This window comes from Pseudomonas sp. AC112, assembly GCF_979253545.1.
This window is the reverse complement of record NZ_CEEDCM010000001.1, coordinates 2,642,245-2,668,506: the sequence shown is the minus strand read 5'-3', so window position 1 is coordinate 2,668,506 and position 26,262 is coordinate 2,642,245. Positions and strand designations below refer to the sequence as shown.

Sequence of the window (26,262 nt, the reverse complement as noted above, 5' to 3'; positions counted from 1 at the left end):
GCCGCGGACTCCATATCCACGGGCGCATCTTGAATGTCGACGATAGCAGACAACATCGGCCAGGTTAGCCAGCGCATCCGCGCCGCTGCCGACGCCGTGCAACGTGACGCAAGCAGCATCCACCTGCTGGCCGTGAGCAAGACCAAACCCGCGCAGGCGGTGCGCGAAGCCTATGCCGCCGGCATGCGCGACTTTGGCGAGAACTATCTGCAGGAAGCCTTGGGCAAACAGGCCGAATTAACCGACCTGCCCTTGAGTTGGCACTTCATCGGCCCCATTCAATCGAACAAGACGCGCGCTATCGCCGAGAACTTCGCTTGGGTGCATTCCGTGGACCGCCTCAAAATTGCACAACGCCTGTCCGAACAACGCCCGGCCGACCTGCCGCCGCTGAACATCTGCATCCAGGTCAACGTCAGTGGCGAAGCCAGCAAGTCCGGCTGTACGCCCGCCGACCTGCCGGCATTGGCAAACGCCATCAGCGCCCTGCCGCGCCTGAAGCTGCGTGGCCTGATGGCCATTCCCGAGCCGACCGAAGATCGTGCCGCGCAAGACGCAGCGTTCGCCGCTGTTCGCGACCTGCAAAACAGCTTGAACCTGCCGTTGGACACACTTTCCATGGGCATGAGCCATGACCTTGAGTCGGCCATCGCCCAAGGCGCCACTTGGGTGCGGATTGGTACCGCCCTGTTTGGCGCCCGCGACTACGGCCAGCCATGAAATGGCTGACTTCCCTCTGAGTAAGGACCTGTCATGAGCAACACGCGTATTGCCTTTATCGGCGCCGGTAACATGGCGGCCAGCCTGATCGGTGGCCTGCGGGCCAAGGGCCTGGATGCCGCGCAGATCCGCGCCAGCGACCCGGGCGCCGATACCCGTGCCCGCGTCAGCGCCGAGCACGGCATTGAAACCTTTGCCGACAACGCCGAGGCCATCCGTGGCGTCGACGTGATTGTGCTGGCAGTGAAACCGCAGGCCATGAAGGCCGTGTGCGAAAGCCTGCGCCCGAGCCTGCAGCCCCAGCAACTGGTGGTGTCCATCGCCGCCGGCATTACCTGCGCCAGCATGAAAAACTGGCTGGGCGCCCAGCCGATCGTGCGTTGCATGCCCAACACCCCCGCCCTGGTCAGCCAAGGCGTGAGTGGCCTGTACGCCACCAGCGAAGTGAGCGCCGAACAACGCGACCAGGCGCAAGAGCTGCTGTCCGCCGTGGGCATCGCCCTGTGGCTGGAGCAGGAGCAGCAACTGGACGCGGTCACCGCCGTGTCTGGCAGCGGCCCGGCGTATTTCTTCCTGCTGATCGAAGCCATGACCGCCGCCGGCGTGAAACTGGGCCTGCCCAAGGACGTGGCCGAGCAACTGGCCGAGCAGACCGCCCTGGGTGCCGCACATATGGCGGTTGCCAGCGACGTGGACGCGGCCGAGTTGCGCCGTCGCGTGACCTCCCCCGGCGGCACCACGCAGGCGGCCATCGAGTCGTTCCAGGCCGGGGGCTTTGAAGCCCTGGTGGAAAAAGCATTGGGTGCCGCTGCGCACCGCTCGGCGGAACTCGCCGAACAACTGGGCAAATAAGGAGCCAACATGATTGGTTTGAACACCGCAGCCGTCTACGTGCTGCAAACCCTCGGCAGCCTGTACCTGCTGATCGTACTGATGCGCTTCGTGCTGCAACTGGTGCGCGCGAACTTCTACAACCCGCTGTGCCAGTTCATCGTCAAGGCTACCCAGCCGCTGCTCAAGCCGTTGCGCCGGATCATCCCGAGCCTGTTCGGCCTGGACATGTCGTCGCTGGTGCTGGCGATCCTGGTGCAGTTGGCCTTGATGGCGCTGACCCTGCTGCTGACCTACGGCACCACCGGCAACTTCGTACAGCTGCTGATCTGGGCCATCATCGGCGTGACCGCGCTGTTCCTGAAGATCTTCTTCTTCGCCTTGATCATCAGCGTGATCCTGTCCTGGGTCGCCCCGGGTAGCCACAACCCTGGCGCCGAGTTGGTGAACCAGATCTGCGAACCGGCCCTGGCGCCGTTCCGCCGCCTGCTGCCGAACCTGGGAGGCCTGGATATCTCGCCGATCCTGGCGTTCATGGTGCTCAAGTTGCTGGACATGCTGGTGATCAACAACCTGGCGGCAATGACCATGATGCCGGACATTCTGCGCCTGCTGATCTAACGCCCCTTTGCAGGAGCCGGCTTGCCGGCGCTAGCGTTCTTGAGGGCGCTATCGCCGGCAAGCCGGCTCCTACATTTGGTATCTGGGCATTGAATTCAATCCGCGCAGGCCTTTGCTTGCCGCTGGGGTTCCCGCTCTTTAGACTTACGCCTCATTTAAACGAGAGCAGGGTCGATGCCAGCTGCCTTTCCCCCCGATTCTGTTGGACTGGTCGTGCCCCAAGTGGCGCACTTCAGCGAACCGCTGGCCCTGGCCTGCGGCCGTTCGCTGCCCGCCTACGACCTGATCTATGAAACCTACGGCCAACTGAATGCCACGGCGAGCAATGCCGTGCTGATCTGCCACGCCCTGTCCGGCCATCACCACGCTGCCGGCTACCACTCGGTCGACGAGCGCAAGCCCGGCTGGTGGGACAGTTGCATCGGCCCCGGCAAGCCCATCGACACCAACAAGTTCTTTGTGGTCAGCCTGAACAACCTCGGCGGCTGCAACGGCTCCACCGGCCCCAGCAGCCTCAACCCGGAAACCGGCAAGCCGTTCGGCGCCGACTTCCCGGTGCTCACCGTGGAAGACTGGGTGCACAGCCAGGCGCGCCTGGCCGACCTACTGGGCATCAGCCAGTGGGCCGCCGTGATCGGTGGCAGCCTGGGCGGCATGCAGGCGCTGCAATGGACCATCACTTACCCGGACCGTGTGCGCCATTGCCTGGCCATTGCCTCGGCCCCCAAGCTGTCGGCGCAGAACATCGCCTTCAACGAAGTGGCTCGCCAGGCGATCCTGACCGACCCGGAGTTCCACGGTGGTTCGTTCCAGGAAGCCGGTGTAATACCCAAGCGCGGCCTGATGCTGGCGCGGATGGTCGGGCACATCACCTACCTGTCCGATGACTCCATGGGCGAGAAATTCGGCCGTGGCCTCAAGAGCGAGAAGCTCAACTACGACTTCCACAGCGTCGAGTTCCAGGTGGAAAGCTACCTGCGTTATCAGGGCGAGGAGTTCTCCGGGCGTTTTGACGCCAACACCTATTTGCTGATGACCAAGGCCCTGGATTATTTCGACCCGGCCGCCAACCACGACGATGACCTGGCAAAAACCTTCGAAGGCGCCACGGCCAAGTTCTGCGTGATGTCATTCACCACCGACTGGCGCTTCTCGCCGGCGCGTTCGCGCGAGCTGGTGGATGCGCTGATGGCCGCGCGCAAAGATGTCTGCTACTTGGAGATCGATGCTCCGCAAGGCCACGACGCCTTCCTGATCCCGATCCCGCGTTACTTGCAGGCATTCGGCAATTACATGAACCGGATTACTGTGTGAGAACGCCATGAGAGCCGACCTGGAAATCATCCAAGACTGGATCCCCGCCGGCAGCCGCGTGCTCGACCTGGGCTGCGGCGATGGCGAACTGCTGAGCTGGCTGCGCGACAATAAGCAAGTCACCGGCTATGGCCTGGAAAACGACCCGGACAACATCGCCCAGTGCGTGGCCAAGGGCATCAACGTGATCGAGCAGGACCTGGACAAGGGCCTGGGCAACTTTGCCAGCAACAGCTTCGACATCGTGGTCATGACCCAGGCACTGCAAGCCGTGCACTACCCGGACCGCATCCTCGACGAGATGCTGCGCGTCGGCCGCCAGTGCATCATCACCTTCCCCAACTTCGGCCACTGGCGCTGCCGCTGGTACCTGGCCACCAAGGGGCGCATGCCGGTGTCGGACTTCCTGCCGTACACGTGGTACAACACGCCGAACATCCACTTCTGCACCTTCGAAGACTTCGAAGCCTTGTGTGGCGAGCGTGAAGCGAAAGTGATCAACCGCCTTGCCGTCGATCAACAGCACCGCCACGGCTGGGCGAGTAAGCTATGGCCCAACCTGTTGGGCGAAATCGGTATTTACCGGGTCAGCAGTCCTGGCCTGACCGACCACAAGATTGCCGTCTAATCATCTTCAAGAGGGACGCTCATGAGTCGTTTGGCTATTTTTCTATTGACCGCCTGCCTGGGCGCCAGCGCCGTGGCCGCAGACGCAATAGACGCTAACCGCAAGAAAGACTTCGGTGACATCACCGTGCACTACAACACGTTCACCTCCAGCTTCCTGCAACCGGAAACTGCCCAGGCAGTCGGCGTGGTACGCAGTAAGGAGAAGGGCCTGATCAACGTGACCGTGATCAAGGGCGTGACCCCGGTGGCCGCGCAAGTGACGGGCACCATCAAGGATTTGGGCGGCAAGAGCGAGATCCTCACCTTCAAGCAAATCAACGAAAAAGGTGGCATCAATTATCTCGCGCCGTACGCCGTGACCCAGCGGGAATACAAGACCTTTACCATCAACGTTGAAACCGGCGGCAAAGCCCATAGCTTCCAATTCAACCAGGAACTGTTTCCGGCGGAATGATGAACCTTACCCAACTCGTACTCGCCAGCCATAACGCCGGCAAACTCAAAGAACTGCAAGCCATGCTCGGCGATGCCGTGCAGTTGCGCTCGATTGGCGAGTTCAGCCAGGTGGAGCCGGAAGAGACCGGCCTGTCGTTCGTCGAGAACGCCATCCTCAAGGCGCGTAATGCCGCACGTATCTCCGGCCTGCCGGCGCTGGCGGATGACTCGGGCCTGGCGGTCGACTATCTCGGTGGTGCGCCGGGCATCTACTCGGCGCGCTACGCCGATGGCAAGGGCGACGCCGCCAACAACGCCAAGCTGCTGGATGCGCTCAAGGACGTGCCCGACGCCGAGCGCGGCGCACAGTTCGTCTGCGTGCTGGCCCTGGTGCGGCATGCCGATGACCCGCTGCCCATCCTTTGCGAAGGCCTGTGGCACGGGCGCATCCTGCATGCGGCCAGCGGTGACCATGGGTTTGGCTATGACCCGCTGTTCTGGGTGCCTGAGCGTAACGTTTCCAGCGCCGAACTGAGCCCCGCCGACAAGAACCAGATCAGTCACCGCGCCCGCGCAATGGATTTGCTGCGCCAACGCCTGAGCCTGAAATGACCCAGAACACCTCTGCGCAGCCGCTGATCCACGGTGGCGCGCACACACCTCGGGCGGCCTTGCCTGTGCTGCCGCCCCTGGCGCTGTATATCCACATCCCGTGGTGCGTGCGCAAATGCCCTTACTGCGACTTCAACTCCCACACCGCCAGCAAGGTGCTGCCGGAAGAAGAGTATGTGGACGCCCTGCTGGCCGACCTCGATCAGGACCTGCATGCGGTTTACGGTCGCGAGCTGAGTTCGATCTTCTTTGGTGGCGGTACGCCAAGCCTGTTTAGCGCTGCTGCACTGGGCCGCCTGCTCAAGGGCGTGGAAGCGCGTATCCCGTTTGCCAGCGATATCGAGATCACCCTGGAAGCCAACCCCGGGACGTTCGAGCAAGAAAAATTCGTCGCGTACCGCAAGCTGGGCATAAACCGTCTGTCCATTGGCATCCAGAGCTTCCAGCAGGAAAAGCTCCAGGCCCTGGGCCGCATCCACAACGGCGATGAGGCCGTGCGCGCTGCCGGCATGGCACGCCAGGCCGGCTTTGATAACTTCAACCTGGACCTGATGCACGGTCTGCCCGATCAGTCCCTGGACGACGCCCTCGGCGACTTGCGCCAAGCCATCGCGCTGAAGCCGACGCACTTGTCCTGGTACCAGCTGACCCTGGAACCCAACACCGTGTTCTGGAACCAGCCGCCTGCGCTGCCGGAAGACGATACGTTATGGGACATTCAGGAAGCCGGCCAGGCGCTGCTCGCCGAACACGGTTATGCGCAATATGAAGTGTCGGCCTATGCCCAAGCGGGCCGACCGGCGCGGCATAACCTCAATTATTGGAGCTTCGGTGACTTCATTGGCATCGGCGCCGGCGCCCACGGCAAGCTCAGCCACCCGGACGGACGCATCGTGCGCACCTGGAAGACCCGGGCGCCGAAGGACTACCTCAACCCGGCAAAAAGCTTCCAGGCCGGCGCGAAGGAACTGACCAACGAAGAACTGCCATTCGAGTTCCTGATGAACGCCCTGCGCCTCACCGAAGGTGTCGACGCCAGGCTCTACGCCGAGCGTACCGGCCTGGAACTGGCGAGCCTCGATGAAGGCCGCCGCGAGGCAGAACAAAGTGGCTTAATGCAGGTCGAACCGTCACGCCTGGCGGCGACGGACCGCGGGCAACTCTTTCTCAATGACCTGTTGCAGAAGTTTTTGAGCTGACCGCTCTTAAGGAAATCGAATGGATTTGGTACTCGACCTGCTCGCCACCGTATCCCGCTGGAGCCGTAGCAACCTGTCGGAAATCTCCCTCGCCCTTGTGGGCTGCCTACTGGTGCTGTTCGGCGCCGATATCAAAGGCTGGGTGGAAGCGCGCTTGGGCAGCATCGCCGGCGCGTTGCGCGTCCCGCTGATGGCGTTGGTGTGCATGATCGGCAGCGGCGCCGCGTTGATCTACGCCACACCGTGGATTGTGCGGGGCTTGAGCCAGTTCAATAACTACAGCCTGGCGCCGGTGTTGATCGTGGTACTGGTACTGATTGGTGTAGTCGCAGACCGCCGCTGACTCCCACGCCAACGCAGATACACATGTGGGAGCGGGCTTGCTCGCGAATGCGGAGTGTCAGTCACTGGAGATATTGACTGATCGACCCCATTCGCGAGCAAGCCCGCTCCCACATTTTTGACCGCATTCCAAACCAACGGTTTGTCAGTCCACCTTCTCGAACTTCAAATCCCAAACCCCATGCCCCAGCCGCTCGCCGCGGCGTTCGAACTTGGTGATCGGGCGCTCAGCCGGGCGTGGTACGCATTTGCCGTCTTCGGCGAGGTTGCGGTAGCCGGGGGCGACGTTCATCACTTCCAGCATGTATTCCGCATACGGCTCCCAGTCGGTGGCCATGTGCAGGATGCCGCCAACCTTAAGCTTGCTGCGTACCAACTCCGCAAAGGAGGCCTGGACGATGCGGCGCTTGTGGTGACGGGCTTTGTGCCATGGGTCGGGGAAGAACAGCATCAGGCGGTCGAGGCTGTTATCGGCGATGCAGCGGTTGAGCACTTCGATCGCGTCGCAGTCATACACACGCAGGTTGGTCAGCCCTTGGGTCAACACACCGTTGAGCAACGCACCGACACCTGGGCGGTGGACTTCCACACCGATGAAGTCCTGGTCCGGCGCGGCGGCGGCCATTTCCAGCAGGGAGTGGCCCATGCCAAAGCCGATTTCCAGGGAGCGCGGGGCCGAACGGCCGAACACCTGGTCGTAGTCCACCGGCGCGTCGGCCAGGGGCAACACGAACAGCGGCGTACCTTGCTCCAGGCCCTTTTGCTGGCCTTCGGTCATGCGACCGGCGCGCATCACAAAACTCTTGATGCGGCGGTGCTTGGACTCGTCGCCTGCTTCCAGGGTGTTCGGCGTTTCGTTTGATTCAGTCATCAATGGCTCTTACTTGATCAGACCATCCAGCGGCGAGGAGGCGCTGGCGTAGAGTTTTTTCGGCATGCGACCGGCGAGGTAAGCCAGGCGGCCCGCGACGATGGCGTGGTTCATGGCTTCGGCCATCATGATCGGCTGCTGGGCGTGGGCGATGGCGGAGTTCATCAGCACCGCGTCGCAGCCCAGCTCCATGGCGATGGTTGCGTCTGAGGCTGTGCCTACACCCGCATCCACCAGCACCGGGATCTTGGCTTCTTCGAGGATGATCTGCAGGTTGTACGGATTGCAGATACCCAGACCGGAACCGATCAGGCCGGCCAGCGGCATCACGGCGATGCAGCCGATTTCCGCCAGTTGGCGCGCGATGATCGGGTCATCGCTGGTGTAGACCATCACGTCGAAACCTTCCTTGACCAGGGTTTCGGCGGCCTTGAGGGTTTCGATCACGTTGGGAAACAGGGTTTTCTGGTCGGCCAGCACTTCCAGCTTCACCAGGTTATGGCCGTCGAGCAGCTCACGGGCCAGGCGACAGGTGCGCACGGCCTCGATGGCGTCGTAGCACCCGGCGGTGTTCGGCAGGAAGGTGTAGCGATCCGGCGACAGCACTTCGAGCAGGTTCGGTTCGCCTTCGATCTGGCCAAGGTTGGTGCGGCGCACGGCGAAGGTGACGATCTCGGCGCCCGAGGCTTCGATGGCCAGACGGGTTTCTTCCATGTCGCGGTACTTGCCGGTGCCGACCAGCAGACGGGACTGGTAGGTACGACCGGCCAGGACGAAGGGCTTGTCGTTACGAACGATGCTCATGGGAAATCCTCGAAATGGGGTGAGGTTCTGCAGAATTCAGGAAGCTGCGCGATCAGCCGCCGCCAATGGCGTGGACCACTTCGACCTGATCACCTTCGGTGAGCGCGGTCTCGGCGTGCTGGCTACGCGGGACGATATCCAGGTTGAGCTCCACTGCAACGCGACGCCCGGTCAGGTCCAGACGGGTCAGCAGGGCCGCAACGGTTTCACCGTCGGGCAGTTCAAAGGATTCGCCGTTCAACTGAATGCGCATGCCACGGGCCGCCATCGTTTTAAGGGGCCCGCATTCTAGCCCGATTGACGTTGCCGGCCCAAGCCCCTTGGTCAGGCGACCTGCAAGCGCCACGCCGCCAGACCGAGGAAAAACCAACCTAAAAGGAACGCTAGCCCGCCAAACGGCGTAATGATGCCTAGCTTGCTGATCCCGGTCAGGGTCAGCACATACAGGCTGCCGGAGAACAGCAAGATGCCGACGGTAAACGAGATGCCCGCCCAGCTGACCAAACGGCCAGGAATATGCGCCGCCAGCAGCGCCACGCCGAACAGCGCCAGGGTATGGACCAGTTGGTAGGTCACGCCGGTATGGAAGATCGCCAGGTACTCGGCGCTCAGGCGGTTTTTCAGGCCATGGGCGGCGAACGCACCGAGGGCCACGCCGGTGAAGCCGAAAAAGGCAGCCAACATCAGAAAGCCACGCAACATGAGGAACTCCAGTCAGACTCAAAGGGCCGGGTCTGTATAATGGCCCGCTCAACGGGTTCGGCCAAGCCATCTCTATGCTGCGTCTCCTCTTCAAATGCTTTCTCAACGTCGTGAAATGGTTTGCCATCGGCAGTGTGCTGCTGGTGCTGCTGTTTCGTGTCGTCCCGCCGCCGTTCACCGCGCTGATGGTGGAACGCAAGGTTGAATCCTGGTTCGACGGCGAACCCATTGACCTGCAGCGCAGTTGGGTGCCGTGGGACGAGATCTCCGATGACCTCAAAGTGGCGGTGATGGCCGGTGAAGACCAGCGTTTCCCGCAGCATTGGGGTTTTGACTTTGGCGCAATCCAGGCCGCCATCCTGCACAACGAGCGCGGTGGCTCGATTCGCGGCGCCAGTACGTTGAGCCAGCAGGTGTCGAAGAACCTGTTCCTGTGGGCCGGCCGCAGTTATTTGCGCAAAGGCCTGGAGGCGTGGTTCACCGGGTTGATCGAGGTGCTGTGGCCTAAGCAACGGATCCTTGAGGTGTACCTTAACAGCGTGGAGTGGGATGAAGGCGTGTTCGGCGCGGAAGCGGCGGCGCGGCATCACTTTGGGGTGAGTGCCAAGGGGTTATCGCGACAGCAGGCCAGCTATTTGGCTGCTGTACTGCCTAACCCGAGGGTGTGGAGTGCCAGTCATCCGACGGCGTATGTGGCGAGGCGAGCGGCTTGGATTCGCCAGCAGATGAGCCAGTTGGGTGGGGATGGGTATCTGGTTGAGCTGAACAACTCACGCAAAGCACCCTGGTCCGACTGACACACCACAAATCTGGCTGACACCCACCCTCTGTAGGAGCCGGCTTGCCGGCGATCGCGGTCTGTCAGGTCGTTCGTTTTCCGCTGATAGACCGCTATCGCTGGCAAGCCAGCTCCCACAGGGGCTCGCGTGAGGTCAGAAACAAAAATGCCCCAATCTCTCGATCGGGGCATTTTTTTGTTTTATCGCAGCGTTTTAGGCGGCGATCGACAACTTCAGCTTGTTCATCGCGCTTTTCTCAAGCTGACGAATTCGCTCGGCCGACACGTTGTACTTCTGTGCCAGGTCGTGCAGCGTGGCTTTCTCTTCCGCCAGCCAGCGCTGGTAGAGGATGTCACGGCTGCGGTCGTCCAGCACTTCCAGCGCTTCGTGCAGGTTGTGGTTGGAGTTGTCGCTCCAGTCCGCATCCTCCAGTTGACGCGCCGGGTCGTACCGGTGGTCTTCCAGGTAGTTGGCCGGCGACTGGAAGGCGCTGTCGTCGTCCGCTTCAGCAGCGGGGTCGAAGGCCATGTCATGGCCGGTCAGGCGGCTTTCCATTTCGCGCACTTCACGAGGTTCCACACCAAGGCTTTCGGCCACACGGTGGACTTCCTCGTTGTTCAGCCACGCCAGGCGTTTTTTCTGGCTGCGCAAGTTGAAGAACAGCTTGCGCTGGGCCTTGGTGGTCGCCACTTTCACGATGCGCCAGTTGCGCAGGATGAACTCGTGGATTTCCGCCTTGATCCAATGCACAGCAAACGACACCAGACGCACACCCATTTCCGGGTTGAAGCGTTTCACAGCCTTCATCAGGCCGACGTTGCCTTCCTGGATCAGGTCAGCCTGGGCCAGGCCGTAGCCGCTGTAGCTACGGGCGATATGTACGACAAAACGCAGGTGGGCGAGCACCATCTGCCGAGCCGCCCCCAAATCCTGCTCATAGTAGAGACTCTCGGCCAGTTCACGCTCCTGCTCGGGCGTCAGCAATGGAATGCTGTTGACCGTGTGCACATAGGCTTCCAGGTTCGCACCTGGGACCAAGGCATAAGCAGGTTGCAAAGAAGTGGTCATACGAAAAAACCTCCGACTCACATAACTCGTGCAGTGAAGCACTGCGAAAATTGACCGGGAACCGTAGGACAAGTTCCCTAAACCACCAATACGGTCAATACAAACGAAACCACATTAATCTGACATTAACTACTTCGGTGCCAACTCGCGTAAATGACGAGCGACCGCAATCCAAGCACCGATATACCCCAACAATACCGCGCCTAGCAAGAGACTCAGACCATCGGCTACCGGCACGCCGGCCAGCGCGAAATCACTGCCGTAGAGTCCGGCCAGCCCGACAACCGCGTCGTTCAGCCAGTCCAGGCCAAATGCCAGCACGCCCCAGGACAAAACCCCGGCACCGAAGCCATAAAGCGCGCCCATGTACAGAAAAGGACGACGCACATAGCTGTCCGTGCCGCCGACCAGTTTAATCACTTCTATCTCGGTGCGACGGTTTTCAATATGAAGACGAATGGTATTACCTATCACCAAAAGTAATGCAGACACCAACAGCACCGTCAAACCGAACACAAAGCGGTCGCCCAGCTTGAGGATCGCCGCCAGGCGCTCTACCCAGACTAGATCAAGTTGCGCCTGCTGCACCTTGGGCATCTCTGCGAGTTTTTGTCGCAGGGCTTCCAGCGCCGGCTTGTCGACTTCATTCGGCGTCACCAGTACCACGCCCGGCAGCGGGTTCTGCGGCAGCTCTTTAAGCGCCTCGCCCAGGCCGGATTGTTGCTGGAACTCTTCAAGGGCCTGGTCGCGGCTGATGTACTCGGCATCCGCCACACCTGGGATGTTCTTGATGTCGTCGCGCAACGCTTCACCGTCTTTGGCGCTGGCATCGATGTTCAGGTACAGCGAGATCTGCGCCGCGCGCTGCCAGGAACCGCCGAGGCGCTCCACATTATTCAGCAGCAACGACAAGCCCATCGGCAGGCTCAGGGCCACCGCCATCACCAGGCAGGTGAAAAAGCTGCCAATCGGCTGCTTGCCCAGGCGGCGCAGGCTGTCGACCAGGCTGGCGCGATGGCTTTCGATCCAGGCGCGCAGCAGGGTGCTGAAGTCCGGACCGTCATCGTCGTGATCGTGTTTTTTCTTCTGCGGTTGCGGGTCGGCCGGCTTCGGCGCCACGCGCTCGGAGACTTTAGGGCTGCGTGTTGCACTCATACGCCGGCCTCCCCGTCACCGATCAGGCGGCCGCGCTGCAGGGTCAGCATGCGATGGCGCATGCGTGCGATCAGCGCCAGGTCGTGACTGGCGATCAGCACGCTGGTGCCCAGGCGGTTGATGTCTTCGAACACCCCCATGATCTCGGCCGCCAGGCGCGGGTCGAGGTTACCGGTGGGTTCGTCCGCCAGCAGCAAGGCCGGGCGGTGGACGATGGCGCGGGCGATGCCGACGCGCTGTTGCTGGCCGGTGGACAGGTCGCCAGGGTAGAGGTCGGTCTTGTCCGACAACGCCACGCGCTCCAGGGCCGAATCCACGCGCTTGACGATCTCGGCCTTGGACAACCCGAGTATCTGCAACGGCAGCGCCACGTTATTGAACACGGTGCGGTCGAACAGCAACTGGTGGTTCTGGAACACCACGCCTATCTGACGGCGCAGAAACGGAATCTGTGCATTGCTGATGGTGGCCAGGTCCTGGCCCGCCAGCAGCAGTTTGCCGGTGGTCGGGCGCTCCATGGCCAGCAGCAGGCGCAACAGGGTACTTTTGCCGGCGCCGGAGTGGCCGGTTACAAACAGAAACTCGCCGCGACGCACCCGAAAGCTCAGCTCATGCAAGCCCACATGCCCGTTGGCATAGCGTTTACCGACCTGTTCGAATCGAATCATGAACGCTCCCGCTCGGCAAACAGTGCCTGTACAAAGGGTTCGGCTTCAAAGGTGCGCAGGTCGTCGATGCCTTCACCGACGCCGATATAACGAATCGGCAACCCGAACTGTTTGGCCAGGGCGAAAATCACACCGCCCTTGGCCGTGCCGTCGAGCTTAGTCAATGCCAGGCCGGTCAGTTGCACCGTCTGGTTGAATTGTTTGGCCTGGCTGATGGCGTTCTGGCCGGTACCGGCGTCCAGCACCAACAGAACCTCGTGCGGGGCGTCTGCGTCGAGCTTACCGATCACGCGGCGAACCTTTTTCAGCTCTTCCATCAAATTGTCTTTGGTGTGCAGGCGACCGGCGGTATCGGCGATCAGCACATCAATGTTGCGGGCCTTGGCGGCTTGCACGGCATCGAAGATCACCGAGGCGGAATCGGCGCCGGTGTGCTGGGCGATGACCGGGATCTTGTTGCGCTCACCCCAGACCTGCAGTTGTTCAACCGCGGCGGCGCGGAAGGTGTCACCCGCCGCCAGCATGACTTTTTTGCCTTCGGACTGCAGCTTCTTGGCCAGCTTGCCGATGGTGGTGGTCTTGCCGGCGCCGTTGACGCCCACCACCAGGATCACGAACGGCTTGTTCGGGGTGATCACCAGCGGTGCTTCCACCGGCTTTAACATCGCCGCCAGTTCGGCCTGCAGGGATTTGTACAGCGCGTCGGCATCAGTCAGTTGCTTGCGCGCGACCTTCTGGGTGAGGCTCTGGATGATCACGGCGGTGGCTTCAACGCCCACGTCGGCGGTAAGCAGGCGGGTTTCGATGTCTTCCAGCAGTTCGTCGTCGATGACCTTTTTGCCCAAGAACAGGCTGGCCATGCCTTCGCCGATACTGGCGCTGGTCTTGCTCAGGCCTTGCTTGAGGCGGGCGAAGAAACCGGTCTTGCTGGTTTCGGCAGGCGCGACAGGTTCGTCGATAACGGCGGGAGCGGCAATTACTGGCTCGATTGCCACCGGTGCGGGAACTGGCGCTTCAACGACCACCGGCTGCGGCTCAACGACCACCGGAATCGGCGGCACCACGTGCTCGGCCTGCACATCTTCAACCAGTGCCACAGGCTCTTCGGCCACCGGCAGTTCCGGCCACGGCTTGTGCTCGGGCTGCGGCTCGGGTTCAGGCTCAACCTCGACGACCGGCTGCAATACCGGTTCGGCCATCGGCAACACCACTGGTGCCGGGGTTTCGGCAGCCGTATCGGCTTCTACTATAGGCTCGGGGATCGGTTCGGCTTGAACCTGTGGCTGTTCGTCGACGGTTTCCTGCGGCTTTTTGCGCAGCCATCCGAACAGGCCTTTTTTCTCGCCAGCCGCAGCTGGGGTCTTCTTGTCGTCGTTGGAACCAAACATGGAGACGGCTATCTCAAGGTAGCGACGCGCCAAGGGGCGCGCCGGTAAATAAAATTCGATGCGTAACAGACTGTTTTTTAGCCAGCTCGTTCATGCGCAACATTTTGAAGGCCAAAATAGGGCCTCAACAAGACAGCCGCAGTGGCCGTCCCTCAGTCGGATCAGTATCCTAGCACCTCCTCGCCCGCCGACGCTAAGACCAAGCGGGCAGCCCAACAGGTTTAAAAACGAATGAATGCTCTAGCCCGCCGCGCCGCAGGCCTGCTGTTCAGCACAGTTTGTCTGCCTCTTTCAGCTCTGGCTGCCGACCCACAACCCACCCACGAATTCACCCTGGACAACGGCCTCAAGGTCGTCGTACGCGAAGATCATCGCGCGCCGGTGGTGGTTTCCCAAGTCTGGTACAAGGTTGGTTCGAGCTACGAAACCCCGGGCCAGACCGGTTTGTCCCACGCCCTGGAGCACATGATGTTCAAGGGCAGCGCCAAGGTCGGCCCCGGCGAAGCCTCGCTGATCCTGCGCGACCTGGGCGCGGAAGAGAACGCCTTCACCAGCGATGACTACACCGCTTACTACCAAGTGCTGGCCCGCGACCGCCTGGGCGTTGCCTTCGAACTGGAAGCCGACCGCATGGCCAGCCTGCGCCTGCCGGCCGATGAATTCAGCCGCGAGATCGAGGTTATCAAGGAAGAGCGCCGCCTGCGCACCGACGACAACCCGATGTCCAAGGCCTACGAGCGCTTCAAGGCCATGGCATTCCCGGCCAGTGGCTACCACACGCCGACCATCGGCTGGATGGCCGACCTGGACCGCATGAAAGTCGAAGAGCTGCGCCACTGGTACCAATCCTGGTACGTCCCGAACAACGCCACCCTGGTGGTGGTCGGCGATGTCACCCCGGACGAGGTGAAGAACCTGGCCAATCGCTACTTCGGCCCTATCCCCAAGCGCGACGTGCCACCGGCGAAGATCCCAATGGAGCTGGCCGAGCCCGGCGAGCGCCTGCTGACCCTGCATGTGCAAACCCAACTGCCGAGCGTAATGCTGGGCTTCAATGTCCCTGGCCTGGCCACCGCCGAAGACAAGCGTTCGGTACAAGCCCTGCGCCTGATCTCGGCCCTGCTGGACGGCGGCTACAGCGCTCGTATCTCCGAGCAGCTGGAGCGCGGTGAAGAGCTGGTCTCTGCCGCGTCAACCAACTACGACGCCTATACCCGCGGTGACACGCTGTTCATGCTGTCCGCCACGCCGAACCAGCAGAAGAAAAAGACCGTCGCCCAAGCCGAAGCCGGCCTGTGGCGCCTGCTGGAAGAGCTGAAGGCCAAGCCACCGACCGCCGAAGAGCTGGAACGCATCCGCGCCCAGGTCATTGCCGGCCTGGTCTACCAGCGTGACTCCATCACCAGCCAGGCCACGGCCATTGGCTCCCTGGAGACCGTCGGCCTGTCCTGGAAGTTGATGGACACCGAACTGGCCGACCTGCAAAGCGTGACCCCGGAAGATATCCAGAAAGCCGCGCGCACCTATTTCACCCGCGAACGTCTCAGCGTCGCCCATGTTCTGCCTCAGGAGACCGCTCATGAGTGATCGCAAAAGCAGCCGCCTGATCTTCCCCGGCCTGGTCGTCGTCACCCTGATCGCCGCCAGCGCCGTGTACTTCCTGCGCCCGAACGACTCCGTGGCCAGCCCGGCACTGGAAAAAGCCCAATCGAGCAACACGCTGCAATCCCTGGCGGAGCTGGACGGCAAGGCGCCGACCAACCGCAAGCTCGACGTGCAAACCTGGACCACCGCCGAAGGTGCCAAGGTGCTGTTCGTCGAAGCCCATGAACTGCCGATGTTCGACGTGCGCATCCTGTTCGCCGCCGGCAGCAGCCAGGACGGCAACGTGCCGGGCCTGGCGCTGATGACCAACGCCATGCTCAACGAAGGCGTGCCGGGCAAGGATGTGAGCCAGATCGCCCGCGACTTCGAAGGCCTCGGGGCGGACTTCGGCAATGGCGCGTACCGCGACATGGCGCTGGTGTCCCTGCGCAGCCTCAGCGACAGCGATAAACGCGACGCCGCCCTGAGCCTGTTTGACCAGGTGATCGGCAAGCCGACCTTCCCGGCCGACTCCCTGGCGCGGATCAAGAACCAGATCCTCGCCGGCTTCGAGTACCAGAAGCAGAACCCCGGCAAGCTGGCGAGCCTTGAGCTGTTCAAGCGCCTGTACGGCGACCATCCTTACGCGCACCCAAGCGAAGGCACACCGGAGAGCGTCCCGAAGATTACCCTCGCGCAGTTGCAGGCGTTCCACGCCAAGGCTTACGCAGCGGGCAACGCAGTGATTGCAGTAGTCGGCGACCTCACCCGCGCCGAAGCCGAAGCCATGACCGCCAAGGTTTCCGCGTCGCTGCCCAAGGGCCCCGCCCTGCCAAAAATCGCCCAGCCGACCGAACCCAAACCGGGTTTGAGCCGTATCGAGTTCCCGTCCAAGCAGACGCACCTGCTGTTCGCGCAACTGGGTATCGACCGTGCAGACCCGGACTACGCTGCCTTGTCACTCGGTAACCAGATCCTCGGCGGCGGTGGTTTCGGCACCCGCTTGATGAGCGAAGTGCGCGAAAAACGCGGCCTGACCTATGGTGTGTACTCCGGCTTCTCGCCGATGCAGGTGCGTGGCCCGTTCATGATCAACCTGCAGACCCGCGCGGAAATGAGCGGCGGCACCCTGCGCCTGGTCGAGGATGTGGTAGCCGACTACCTCAAGACCGGCCCGACGCAAAAAGAACTCGATGACGCCAAGCGCGAGCTGGCCGGCAGCTTCCCGCTGTCGACCGCGAGCAATGCCGATATCGTCGGGCAGCTGGGCGCCATGGGTTTCTACAACCTGCCGCTGAGCTATCTGGAAGATTTCATGAAACAATCCCAGGCCCTGACCATAGAGCAGGTCAAGGCTGCCATGAACAAACACTTGAGCGCCGACAAGATGGTCATCGTGACCGCCGGCCCGACGATTGCGCAAAAGCCACTACCGCCCCCCACAGATAAACCCGCCGAGCAGCCGCTCGGGGTTCCGGAGCATTAATGGCCAGTTCATCTCGCCCGAAAAAACCTGTCCACAACGTCCATAACGGTGTGGGCCAACTGCGCATCATTGGCGGCGAATGGCGCAGCCGCAAGCTGAGCTTCCCCGACGTCGTGGGCCTGCGCCCGACGCCGGACCGCGTGCGTGAAACCCTGTTCAACTGGCTTGCACCGTACATCGCGGGCGCCAAGGTACTGGACCCGTTTGCCGGCAGCGGCGCGCTGTTCCTGGAGGCGTTGTCCCGTGGCGCCGCCCTGGGCCAGGCGCTGGACGCCAGCAATGTGGCGGTGTCCAGCCTCAAGGAACACCTGGGCACCCTGCGCTGCACCACCGGCCAGGTCCAGACCGCCGATGCCCTGCGCTACCTGGAAACCCAGCCGGCCAGCCAGTTCGACGTGGTGTTCCTCGACCCACCGTTCAACCAGAACCTGCTGCCGACCGTGTGCACGCTGCTGGAAGAGCGCCAATGGCTCGCGCCGGATGCGTGGATCTACACTGAGAGCGAGACCGCGCCTTCGACCCTGGGACTGCCGGCAGGCTGGCGCCTGCACCGCGAACAGAAGTCCGGGCGGGTGTATTACGCGTTGTGGCACCGTAGCGTCGCCTGACCTCCGGACGTGGCCGCAGGGCTTGTGTTGTAGTGAGCGGGCTTGTCGAATCGTCGCACCGCCCGCTCACCACAATTAAGTGCGCTCGCCACAGAGAGTTCCATGAAGCCTTCTACCCACCTGTTCACCCCCGCCTTCGGCCTCGGCAACCCTCACCTGCAAACGCTGTGGGGGCCGCTGTGGCGCCCCACTACCCATATCGAGCGCCAACGCGAACGCCTGTGGCTGGAAGATGGCGACTTCCTCGATCTCGACTGGCACGGCCCACATGACGCGCAATCCCCGTTGGTGCTGGTGCTGCATGGGCTGACCGGTTCCTCCAACTCGCCCTACGTGGCCGGCCTGCAAAAAGCCCTTGCCGCGCAAGGCTGGGCCAGCGCCGCGTTGAACTGGCGTGGATGCTCGGGCGAACCGAACCTGTTAGCGCGCAGCTATCACTCCGGTGCGAGCGAAGACCTGGCAGCGGCCATTGCCCACCTGCGGGCCAAGCGACCGTTGGCGCCGTTGTATGCCGTGGGTTACTCACTGGGCGGCAATGTGCTGCTCAAGCATTTGGGGGAAACCGGCGCGGCATCCGGGCTGCAAGGCGCCGCGGCGGTGTCGGTGCCGTTTCGTTTGGACCAATGCGCGGACCGTATCGGCCTGGGCTTTTCGCGGGTTTACCAGAAGCATTTCATGCGCGAAATGGTGGCGTATATCCGCGTCAAGCAAAGCCGCTTTCTACAGGATGGTCGGGCGGACGGGCTGAAAACCCTGGAAGCCCTGGGCTCATTGGAGAAAATGCGCACGTTCTGGGACTTTGATGGCCGGGTCACTGCGCCGTTGCATGGTTTCTTGAGTGCCGAGGACTATTACCGCCGCGCGTCGAGCCGCTATTACCTGGGCGGCATCCAAACGCCTACCTTGATCATCCAGGCGGCTGATGATCCGTTTGTGTTTGCCCATAGCCTGCCAGATGCGAGTGAACTGTCGGCGTGCACTGAGTTTGAGCTGACAGCCAAAGGTGGGCATGTAGGTTTTGTCGACGGTTCTCTCAAACAGCCAAGCTATTACCTGGAACGCCGGATTCCCGCCTGGCTGCTGGCGCAAACCAAGCCACACCTGTAGGAGCCCGGCTTGCCGGCGATGGGGCCGGTAGCTATTGCGCGAGACTTCAGGGCGCCATCGCCGGCAAGCCGGGCTACTACGGGGGTGTGATCAGTCGCCTGTGGCGATTGCCCGTGCCGGATCGGTAATCCACTCGCTCCACGACCCCGCATACAACTTGCCCAACGGATAACCCGCCAGGCTCAGGGCGAAGAGGTTGTGGCACGCCGTCACGCCAGAGCCGCAATACGCGACCAACTCGTCCGGCGAGCGACCTTGCAACTGGGCGGCGAAACGCTGCTTGAGCTGTTCAGCCGGAAGGAAGCAGCCATCGGCGCCAAGGTTTTCGTTGAAGGCCGCACATTGCGCGCCAGGGATGTGCCCGGCGATCGGGTCGATCGGCTCCACTTCGCCGCGAAAACGTGGTTGAGCGCGGGCGTCGATCAGGGTCAGACCCGGCTGGCCCAAGCGTTTTTGCAGGTGTTCGGCGTCCAGCAGCAGGCGGTTGTCCGGCGTACCGGCGAAGCTCCCAGGCTCAACCAGCGGCGCGTCCAGGCTCAGCGGGAAACCGGCGGAGTGCCAGGCCTTGAGGCCGCCATCCAGGATAAACACGCCATCGCGCTTGCCCAGCCAGGCCAGCAGCCACCAGGCGCGGGCGGCATAGGCGCCGGGGCCGTCGTCATACAGCACAATATCGGTATCTGCGCTGATGCCCCAGGCCCGTAATTGCTGAACCAAGGTGTCCGCCGCCGGCAATGGGTGACGTCCAGTGACCCCCTTGGTCACCGGGCCACTGAGGTGTCGCTCCAGGTCGGCATACTGCGCGCCCTCGATATGCCCTTCGGCATAGCTGCAGAGCCCGTAATCCGGGTCTTCCAGGGCAAAACGGCAATCCAGGATCACCACCCCATCGGCCTTCTGGCGCTCGGCCAGTTGCTGGGGGCTGATCAATTGGGCAAGCGGCATGACGGACTCCTATGAACGATTCGGGAAAGGTCCTACTTCACTTCTTCCAATGCCTGATTTAACGGCACGTAAAATTCCTTGAACAAGGCATCCACTGCTTCTTTCGCCTGGGGCGTGACAAAACCCGCCTCCAGCACCAGCACCTGATACACACCGCGCTTGATCGCCTCGGCGCTCAGGTGGGCCGAGTTCTCATTGGTGGTGCACAAAAACCGCACCCAAGAGGTGAGGATGATCCAGGCATTGAGGGTCAGGGCTTCGGTTTGTACCGGGTCCATATTGAGGATGCCGGCGTCGACAAACCCTTGGTAGATAGCCCCACCCTGGGTCAGGCAGCGCTGGGAAAAACGCCGGTAGCCGGTGGCCAGTTCCGGGTCGCTTTCCAGCAGGTGTTCGAGGTCGCGGTGCAGGAAACGGTAGCGCCACATACCAGCCAACACGGCTTGCAGGTAGAAGCGTTTGTCTTCGACTGTAACCGCGCGGCCTTGGGGTGGGCGCAGGAAACTGTCCACCAGGGCTTCGTATTCACGAAACAGTACGGCGATGATCGCCTGCTTGTTGGGGAAGTGGTAGTACAGGTTGCCCGGCGAAATTTCCATATGGGCAGCAATGTGGTTGGTGCTCACACTGCGCTCGCCCTGCTGGTTAAAAAGCTCCAGGCTGGTTTGCACAATGCGCTCGCTGGTCTTTACTCGTGGTGCCATAGGGAATCAGCTTCTGTACACGTGATGGGGCATCTTACGGCCTATTCTTGCAGGGATAAATCCGCACGTAGGCGTAATGACATTTGACAATTTAGAGCAATGACTCTAAAAATCCAGGCAGACCAATAACAATCGGGAACGCCGCCATGTCTGCCAACGTTGCCTACCTGCAAGATTCCCAGGCGCTGGATCAACTCCAAGACCTGTTCGACACCCAGCGCCGTGCCTACGCCGCCAACCCGATGCCGCCGGCGGCCCAGCGCCAGCAATGGCTCAAGGCCCTGCGCGACCTGCTCAGCGACGAGCGCCAGGCGCTGATCAACGCGATCAGCCAAGACTTCAGCCACCGTAGCGCTGACGAAACCCTGTTTGCCGAACTGATGCCCAGCCTGCACGGCATTCACTATGCCAGCAAACACCTCAAGGGCTGGATGAAACCTTCCCGACGCGCTGTAGGCATTGCCTTCCAACCCGCCTCGGCCAAAGTCATCTACCAACCCTTGGGCGTGGTCGGGGTGATCGTGCCCTGGAACTACCCACTGTACCTGGCCATCGGGCCACTGGTCGGCGCATTGGCGGCGGGTAACCGGGTGATGCTCAAGCTCAGCGAATCCACCCCCGCCACGGGCGAGTTACTCAAAGTGCTGCTGGCGAAGATCTTCCCCGAGGACCTGGTGTGCGTGGTGCTGGGTGAAGCCGAAGTCGGCATGGCGTTCTCCAAGCTGCCCTTCGATCACCTGTTGTTTACCGGCGCCACCAGCATCGGCAAGCACGTGATGCGTGCGGCGGCCGAACACCTCACACCGGTCACCCTGGAGTTGGGCGGCAAGTCGCCCGCCATCGTGTCTGCCGACGTGCCGCTCAAGGACGCCGCCGAACGTATCGCCTTCGGCAAGGCGTTGAATGCGGGCCAGACCTGTGTCGCGCCCGACTATGTACTGGTGCCGGAAGACCGGGTCGAGGCGTTCGTGGAGGCCTACACCCAGGCTGTACGCGGGTTTTATCCGACCCTGGCCGACAACCCGGACTACACCGCCATCATCAATGAGCGGCAACTGGCCCGGCTGAATGCCTACGTCAAGGACGCCACCGACAAGGGCGCCACCCTGATCCCGCTGTACGACCAGGGCCAGGCGCGACGCATGGCCCACAGCCTATTGTTGAATGTCAGCGATGACATGACGGTGATGCAGGACGAAATTTTCGGCCCGGTGCTGCCGATCGTGCCCTATCGCGGCATCGACCAAGCGTTTGCCTACATCAACCAACGCCCTCGCCCACTGGCCCTGTATTACTTCGGCTACAACAAGGGCGAGCAGGGTCGTGTGCTCCACGAAACCCATTCCGGCGGTGTGTGCCTGAACGACACGCTGCTGCATGTGGCCCAGGACGACATGCCATTTGGCGGCATCGGCCCGTCGGGCATGGGTCACTACCACGGCCACGAAGGCTTCCTCACCTTCAGCAAAGCCAAGGGCGTACTGGTGAAACAGCGCCTGAACGCTGCGAAGCTGATCTATCCGCCCTACGGCAAAGCCATCCAGAAGTTGATCCAGAAGCTGTTCGTCCGCTGACACCGCCACCCACGGGATAACAATAACAATGAACCCTAGCCTGACTGAAACACCCGCGCTGTCGCGGCGCGGCGTCCTGAAAATCGGCCTGTGTGCCAGCGCCTTCCTGGCAACCGCCGGGCTGGGCGCCAGCCTCAGCGGTTGCTCCAGCAGCACGCCGGCCAGCGGTTTCGTGATGTTGCGTAGCAGTGATCTACCGTTCCTGCGCGCCGTAATCCCGGTGCTGCTGGAAGGTGTGGCCAGTGCCCAGGCAATTGCCAACGGCGTTGAAGACACCCTCAAGAAACTCGACTTCAGCCTGCAACGCCTGTCGCCGGAGATGTTCAAGCTCACCCAGCAAATGTTCGACGTGCTGGGCATGGCCATCACCCGTGGCCCGCTGACCGGAGTCTGGGGCAGTTGGGAAAACGCCAGCAGCGAACAGATCCGCAACTTCCTGCACCGCTGGGAAAACAGCTACCTGAACCTGCTGCGCATGGGCCAGGGGTCGCTGCTCAAGCTGGTGATCATGGCCTGGTACTTCCAGCCCGCGTCCTGGGCCCATTGCGGCTACCCCGGGCCACCGAAGATCTGACACACCGCGTCGCCTGGATCGCCGGCAAGCCGGCTCCTACCTGTTCACCACAACAATAAGAGTGCCTGTTTATGCCCGTACCCGACCTGTTCCGCGACGGCATGGCCCGTGGCTGGAAAACCCACAATGGCGCCGCCCTCGACAACGACCTGACCCTGGAGGCCGACGTCGTGATCATCGGCAGCGGCGCCGGAGGCGGTACCACTGCTGAAATCCTCAGTGCAGCGGGCTACAAAGTGCTGCTGATCGAAGAAGGCCCGCTCAAGACCAGCAGCGATTTCAAGTTGCTCGAAGACGAGGCCTACACCAGCTTGTACCAGGAGGGCATCGGCCGCATGAGCAAGGATGGCGCGATCACCATCCTGCAGGGCCGGGCCGTGGGTGGCACCACGCTGATCAACTGGACATCGAGCTTTCGTACCCCGGACGCCACCCTTGCCCATTGGGCCAGCGAATACGCCGTGAAGGGCCACAGCAGCGCGGAGATGGCACCCTGGTTCGAGAAAATGGAGCAACGCCTGGGCATCGCGCCCTGGGCCCTGCCGCCCAACCCCAATAACGATGTGATCCGCAAAGGCTGCGAAAAGCTCGGTTACAGTTGGCACGTGATCCCACGCAACGTGCGCGGCTGTTTCAACCTGGGTTACTGCGGCATGGGCTGCCCGGTCAACGCCAAGCAGTCGATGCTGGTGACCACCATTCCCTCCACCCTGGAAAAGGGTGGCGAACTGCTCTACCTGGCCCGCGCCGAACGCCTCAACTACAGCGGCGACACCATCAACAGCCTGGAATGCGTGGCCATGGATACCCTGTGCGTGGCGCCGACCGGACGCAAGATCACGGTAAAAGCCAAGCATTACGTGCTCTCGGGCGGCGGCATCAACAGCCCGGCGCTGCTGATGCGCTCAGACGCGCCCGACCCACATTCACGGCTGGGTAAACGCACCTTCCTGCACCTGGTGAATTTCTCCGCCGGGTTGTTCGACGAGGTGATCAACCCGTTCTACGGCGCGCCGCAGTCGATCTATTCCGACCATTTCCAGTGGCAGGACGGCACCACGGGCAAAATGTCGTACAAGTTGGAGGCCCCGCCCCTGCACCCGGCGTTGGCCAGCACCCTGCTCGGCGGCTACGGCACCCAGAACGCCCTGGACATGAGCCAGTTGCCCAACACCCACGCGATGCTGGCGCTGCTGCGCGACGGCTTCCACCCCGACAGCCCGGGCGGCAGTGTGGAGTTGCGCGGCGATGGCACGCCGGTGCTCGACTACCAGGTGTCGGACTACGCCTGGGATGGCTTGCGCCGCGCGTTCCACAGCATGGCCGAGATCCAGTTCGCGGCGGGCGCCAAGTCGGTCAAGCCGCTGCATCACGATGCGCGCTACGTCAAAACCCTGGGCGAAGCCCGCACGATGATTGACGACCTGAACCTGGAGCTGCACCGCACGTGCCTGGGCAGCGCCCATGTGATGGGCGGTTGTGCCATGGGCGAAGACCCGAAAAACGCAGTGGCCGACAGCCTCGGTCGGCACCACCAACTGCGCAACCTGTCGATTCACGATGGCTCTTTATTCCCCACCAGCATTGGGGCCAACCCACAATTATCGGTGTACGGTTTGACCGCCCAACTGGCGACAGCATTGGCCGAACGTCTGAAAACAGCGTGAAAAAACACGGTATTCGCCATGTCTATACTGCTTTCTTCTGCATAAGTTGACTTTCCCGACCGGGATGGCTGCGATACCATCCGGTTCCCCAACGGACTCCGCCAGGACGACGCGATGAACCGAGTGTTGTACCCAGGTACCTTCGACCCGATTACCAAAGGCCATGGCGATCTGGTCGAACGTGCCTCACGCTTGTTCGACCATGTGATCATCGCGGTCGCAGCCAGCCCCAAGAAAAACCCGCTGTTTCCCCTGGAACAGCGCGTGGAGCTGGCGCGTGAGGTCACCAAACACCTGCCCAACGTGGAAGTGGTCGGTTTTTCCACGCTGCTGGCGCATTTCGCCAAAGAGCAGAACGCCAACGTATTCCTGCGCGGCCTGCGCGCGGTGTCGGACTTCGAATACGAATTCCAGCTGGCCAACATGAACCGCCAACTGGCGCCGGACGTGGAGAGCCTGTTCCTCACCCCGTCGGAACGTTATTCGTTCATTTCCTCGACGTTGGTCCGTGAAATCGCCGCTTTGGGCGGGGATATCACCAAGTTCGTACATCCGGCTGTAGCAGATGCACTGACGCTGCGCTTCAAGAAGTAACACCGTTCAATCGGCGCCTGCTCGCACTGCGGGCGCCAATGCGGCACAATTGCGCGCATTAGTTTTCAGATGCCTTGGCTGACAGCCCTGGCAGGAGTTTCCATGTCCCTGATCATCACCGACGATTGCATCAACTGCGACGTCTGCGAACCCGAGTGCCCGAACGCCGCAATTTCCCAGGGCGAAGAGATCTACGTGATCGACCCCAACCTGTGCACCCAGTGTGTCGGCCACTACGACGAGCCTCAGTGCCAACAGGTGTGCCCGGTGGATTGCATTCCGCTGGATGAAGCCCATCCGGAGACGGAAGAGCAGTTGATGGAGAAGTACCGGCAGATTACCGGTAAGGCTTAAGGGCCTCTTCGCGAGCAAGCCCGCTCCCACAGTTGACCGAGTTCCAATATGAGAATGCGGTCGAATGTGGGAGCGGGCTTGCTCGCGAAGGCGGCATCAGCCATCACACAAGATCAGCTCTGGCACTTAGGGCAAAACACACTCGCGCGCTGTCCCAGCACCACATTGCGCAACTCGCTCCCGCAGACCTTGCACGCCTCGCCACCGCGGCCATAGACGAACAGTTCCTGCTGGAAATACCCGGGTTGCCCGTCGCCACCGATAAAGTCCCGCAACGTGGTACCGCCGCGTTCGATGGCAGCGGCCAGCACGCGTTTGATCTCAATCGCCAGCTTCAAGTAACGCCCGCGCGAAATGCCGCCAGCAGCCCGACGCGGATCAATCCCCGCCGCAAACAGCGCTTCCGTTGCATAGATATTGCCCACGCCCACCACCACCGCGTTGTCCATGATGAACGGTTTTACCGCCATCGACTTGCCACGGGACAGCTGGAACAGGCGCTCGCCATCAAACAGGTCGGTCAACGGCTCCGGCCCCAGGCGTAGCAACAGCTCGTGGTTGTGCGGGTCCTGGCTCCAGAGCATGGCGCCGAAACGCCGCGGGTCGGTGTAGCGCAGGGCCATGCCCGATTCCAGCTCGATATCCACATGCTCGTGCTTGGCCGCCGGCATGCCGACCTCCACCAGTCGCAGGTTACCCGACATGCCTAAATGGCTGATCAAGGTGCCCACTTCGGCATTGATCAACAGGTACTTGGCCCGTCGCTCCACCAGCACGATGCGCTGGCCGGACAGGCGCACATCAAGGTCTTCCGGAATCGGCCAGCGCAGGCGCCGTTCACGCACTACCACGCGGCTGACCCGCTGGCCTTCCAGGTGCGGCGCGATTCCGCGCCGGGTGGTTTCGACTTCTGGCAACTCGGGCAT

30 protein-coding genes are annotated in these 26,262 nt (G+C 62.0%); 19 read left to right on the top strand and 11 right to left on the bottom strand.

The genetic code is table 11. The features are described from left to right. Positions 1 to 33: 33 nt before the first annotated feature. The 9 genes from AC0IYN_RS12325 to AC0IYN_RS12285 all read left to right on the top strand — a co-directional run bounded on the left by AC0IYN_RS12325 (position 34) and on the right by AC0IYN_RS12285 (position 6,705). Entirely contained in the window at positions 34 to 720 is a 687-nt protein-coding gene (locus AC0IYN_RS12325) for a YggS family pyridoxal phosphate-dependent enzyme (RefSeq protein WP_025859577.1), read from the top strand. Between the two features lie 33 nt (positions 721 to 753). Continuing rightward, positions 754 to 1,572, top strand: a complete 819-nt coding sequence (proC, locus tag AC0IYN_RS12320) for a pyrroline-5-carboxylate reductase (RefSeq protein ID WP_457233002.1) — start codon at positions 754 to 756, stop codon at positions 1,570 to 1,572. Between the two features lie 9 nt (positions 1,573 to 1,581). Then, entirely contained in the window at positions 1,582 to 2,172 is a 591-nt protein-coding gene (locus AC0IYN_RS12315; protein WP_058426554.1) for a YggT family protein, read from the top strand. Positions 2,173 to 2,346: 174 nt separating this feature from the next. Continuing rightward, a complete protein-coding gene (metX, locus tag AC0IYN_RS12310; RefSeq protein WP_457240514.1) occupies positions 2,347 to 3,486 on the top strand; it encodes a homoserine O-succinyltransferase MetX in 1,140 nt (379 codons plus the stop codon). 7 nt (positions 3,487 to 3,493) lie between these two features. Continuing rightward, positions 3,494 to 4,114: a methionine biosynthesis protein MetW gene (gene metW / locus AC0IYN_RS12305; RefSeq protein ID WP_016972957.1), complete on the top strand. Its 621-nt coding sequence runs from the start codon at positions 3,494 to 3,496 to the stop codon at positions 4,112 to 4,114. Positions 4,115 to 4,135: 21 nt separating this feature from the next. Then, positions 4,136 to 4,570, top strand: a complete 435-nt coding sequence (locus AC0IYN_RS12300) for a DUF4426 domain-containing protein (protein ID WP_078050563.1) — start codon at positions 4,136 to 4,138, stop codon at positions 4,568 to 4,570. Beyond that, a complete protein-coding gene (gene rdgB / locus AC0IYN_RS12295; RefSeq protein ID WP_457240518.1) occupies positions 4,567 to 5,163 on the top strand; it encodes an RdgB/HAM1 family non-canonical purine NTP pyrophosphatase in 597 nt (198 codons plus the stop codon). Before AC0IYN_RS12300 ends, rdgB begins: the two co-directional genes overlap by 4 nt. Continuing rightward, entirely contained in the window at positions 5,160 to 6,362 is a 1,203-nt protein-coding gene (gene hemW, locus AC0IYN_RS12290) for a radical SAM family heme chaperone HemW (RefSeq protein ID WP_406596610.1), read from the top strand. The genes rdgB and hemW overlap by 4 nt, the downstream gene beginning before the upstream one ends. A 19-nt stretch (positions 6,363 to 6,381) precedes the next feature. Continuing rightward, entirely contained in the window at positions 6,382 to 6,705 is a 324-nt protein-coding gene (locus tag AC0IYN_RS12285) for a DUF3392 domain-containing protein (protein ID WP_015886351.1), read from the top strand. A gap of 144 nt (positions 6,706 to 6,849) precedes the next feature. Here AC0IYN_RS12285 and trmB read toward each other — a convergent pair whose 3' ends face one another. The 4 genes from trmB to AC0IYN_RS12265 all read right to left on the bottom strand — a co-directional run bounded on the left by trmB (position 6,850) and on the right by AC0IYN_RS12265 (position 9,081). Then, positions 6,850 to 7,575 carry a tRNA (guanosine(46)-N7)-methyltransferase TrmB gene (trmB, locus tag AC0IYN_RS12280; RefSeq protein WP_078826457.1) on the bottom strand — a complete coding sequence of 242 codons (726 nt, stop codon included), beginning with the start codon at positions 7,573 to 7,575 and terminating at the stop codon, positions 6,850 to 6,852. A 9-nt stretch (positions 7,576 to 7,584) separates the two neighbouring features. Further along, positions 7,585 to 8,379, bottom strand: coding sequence for a thiazole synthase (locus AC0IYN_RS12275; RefSeq protein WP_078050567.1), 795 nt, complete (start codon positions 8,377 to 8,379; stop codon positions 7,585 to 7,587). A gap of 52 nt (positions 8,380 to 8,431) precedes the next feature. Further along, positions 8,432 to 8,632: a sulfur carrier protein ThiS gene (gene thiS, locus AC0IYN_RS12270; RefSeq protein ID WP_032865944.1), complete on the bottom strand. Its 201-nt coding sequence runs from the start codon at positions 8,630 to 8,632 to the stop codon at positions 8,432 to 8,434. Between the two features lie 71 nt (positions 8,633 to 8,703). Beyond that, positions 8,704 to 9,081, bottom strand: coding sequence for a DUF423 domain-containing protein (locus AC0IYN_RS12265; RefSeq protein ID WP_071494482.1), 378 nt, complete (start codon positions 9,079 to 9,081; stop codon positions 8,704 to 8,706). Positions 9,082 to 9,155: 74 nt separating this feature from the next. On the opposite strand from AC0IYN_RS12265, the gene mtgA reads away from it, so the two are divergent. Further along, entirely contained in the window at positions 9,156 to 9,878 is a 723-nt protein-coding gene (gene mtgA, locus AC0IYN_RS12260; protein WP_471841569.1) for a monofunctional biosynthetic peptidoglycan transglycosylase, read from the top strand. Between the two features lie 195 nt (positions 9,879 to 10,073). Here the strand turns inward: mtgA and rpoH are convergent, their stop codons facing one another. The 4 genes from rpoH to ftsY form a co-directional block, all read right to left on the bottom strand. Next, positions 10,074 to 10,928 (bottom strand): RNA polymerase sigma factor RpoH, encoded by an 855-nt coding sequence (gene rpoH / locus AC0IYN_RS12255; RefSeq protein WP_003176698.1) that lies wholly within the window; start codon positions 10,926 to 10,928, stop codon positions 10,074 to 10,076. 129 nt (positions 10,929 to 11,057) lie between these two features. Next, positions 11,058 to 12,083, bottom strand: a complete 1,026-nt coding sequence (gene ftsX, locus AC0IYN_RS12250; RefSeq protein WP_028618314.1) for a permease-like cell division protein FtsX — start codon at positions 12,081 to 12,083, stop codon at positions 11,058 to 11,060. Beyond that, entirely contained in the window at positions 12,080 to 12,751 is a 672-nt protein-coding gene (gene ftsE / locus AC0IYN_RS12245; protein WP_003234627.1) for a cell division ATP-binding protein FtsE, read from the bottom strand. Before ftsE ends, ftsX begins: the two co-directional genes overlap by 4 nt. Continuing rightward, positions 12,748 to 14,139, bottom strand: a complete 1,392-nt coding sequence (gene ftsY, locus AC0IYN_RS12240; RefSeq protein ID WP_471841565.1) for a signal recognition particle-docking protein FtsY — start codon at positions 14,137 to 14,139, stop codon at positions 12,748 to 12,750. The genes ftsE and ftsY overlap by 4 nt, the downstream gene beginning before the upstream one ends. Before the next feature lie 231 nt (positions 14,140 to 14,370). Between ftsY and AC0IYN_RS12235 the strand changes: the two genes are divergently transcribed. From AC0IYN_RS12235 to AC0IYN_RS12220, 4 genes are all read left to right on the top strand, one after another. After that, the gene (locus AC0IYN_RS12235; RefSeq protein ID WP_078050572.1) at positions 14,371 to 15,726 is read left to right on the top strand and encodes a M16 family metallopeptidase; all 1,356 of its coding nucleotides are present in this window, start codon (positions 14,371 to 14,373) and stop codon (positions 15,724 to 15,726) included. Further along, entirely contained in the window at positions 15,719 to 17,209 is a 1,491-nt protein-coding gene (locus tag AC0IYN_RS12230) for a M16 family metallopeptidase (RefSeq protein WP_406596608.1), read from the top strand. The genes AC0IYN_RS12235 and AC0IYN_RS12230 overlap by 8 nt, the downstream gene beginning before the upstream one ends. Further along, positions 17,209 to 17,817 carry a 16S rRNA (guanine(966)-N(2))-methyltransferase RsmD gene (gene rsmD, locus AC0IYN_RS12225; protein ID WP_016976022.1) on the top strand — a complete coding sequence of 203 codons (609 nt, stop codon included), beginning with the start codon at positions 17,209 to 17,211 and terminating at the stop codon, positions 17,815 to 17,817. Before AC0IYN_RS12230 ends, rsmD begins: the two co-directional genes overlap by 1 nt. A 102-nt stretch (positions 17,818 to 17,919) precedes the next feature. Next, on the top strand, positions 17,920 to 18,924 hold the full coding sequence (locus AC0IYN_RS12220; RefSeq protein ID WP_406596606.1) for a hydrolase: 1,005 nt from the start codon (positions 17,920 to 17,922) through the stop codon (positions 18,922 to 18,924). Between the two features lie 90 nt (positions 18,925 to 19,014). Here the strand turns inward: AC0IYN_RS12220 and AC0IYN_RS12215 are convergent, their stop codons facing one another. Further along, entirely contained in the window at positions 19,015 to 19,869 is an 855-nt protein-coding gene (locus tag AC0IYN_RS12215) for a sulfurtransferase (RefSeq protein ID WP_457240456.1), read from the bottom strand. A gap of 32 nt (positions 19,870 to 19,901) precedes the next feature. After that, complete coding sequence (locus tag AC0IYN_RS12210) at positions 19,902 to 20,573, bottom strand: TetR/AcrR family transcriptional regulator (RefSeq protein WP_016976019.1); 672 nt, start codon at positions 20,571 to 20,573, stop codon at positions 19,902 to 19,904. Positions 20,574 to 20,719: 146 nt separating this feature from the next. Between AC0IYN_RS12210 and AC0IYN_RS12205 the strand changes: the two genes are divergently transcribed. The 5 genes from AC0IYN_RS12205 (at position 20,720) to AC0IYN_RS12185 (ending at position 25,336) form a co-directional block, all read left to right on the top strand. After that, entirely contained in the window at positions 20,720 to 22,147 is a 1,428-nt protein-coding gene (locus AC0IYN_RS12205) for a coniferyl aldehyde dehydrogenase (protein ID WP_457268003.1), read from the top strand. Positions 22,148 to 22,175: 28 nt separating this feature from the next. Then, positions 22,176 to 22,721 (top strand): twin-arginine translocation pathway signal protein, encoded by a 546-nt coding sequence (locus AC0IYN_RS12200; RefSeq protein ID WP_471841557.1) that lies wholly within the window; start codon positions 22,176 to 22,178, stop codon positions 22,719 to 22,721. Positions 22,722 to 22,792: 71 nt separating this feature from the next. Beyond that, positions 22,793 to 24,388 (top strand): GMC family oxidoreductase, encoded by a 1,596-nt coding sequence (locus tag AC0IYN_RS12195; protein ID WP_099493132.1) that lies wholly within the window; start codon positions 22,793 to 22,795, stop codon positions 24,386 to 24,388. 114 nt (positions 24,389 to 24,502) lie between these two features. Then, positions 24,503 to 24,982 (top strand): pantetheine-phosphate adenylyltransferase, encoded by a 480-nt coding sequence (gene coaD, locus AC0IYN_RS12190; protein WP_003176711.1) that lies wholly within the window; start codon positions 24,503 to 24,505, stop codon positions 24,980 to 24,982. Positions 24,983 to 25,084: 102 nt separating this feature from the next. After that, entirely contained in the window at positions 25,085 to 25,336 is a 252-nt protein-coding gene (locus AC0IYN_RS12185; RefSeq protein ID WP_047278436.1) for a YfhL family 4Fe-4S dicluster ferredoxin, read from the top strand. A gap of 113 nt (positions 25,337 to 25,449) precedes the next feature. On the opposite strand, the gene mutM is transcribed toward AC0IYN_RS12185, so the two are convergent. Further along, positions 25,450 to 26,262, bottom strand: a complete 813-nt coding sequence (gene mutM, locus AC0IYN_RS12180) for a bifunctional DNA-formamidopyrimidine glycosylase/DNA-(apurinic or apyrimidinic site) lyase (protein WP_028618324.1) — start codon at positions 26,260 to 26,262, stop codon at positions 25,450 to 25,452.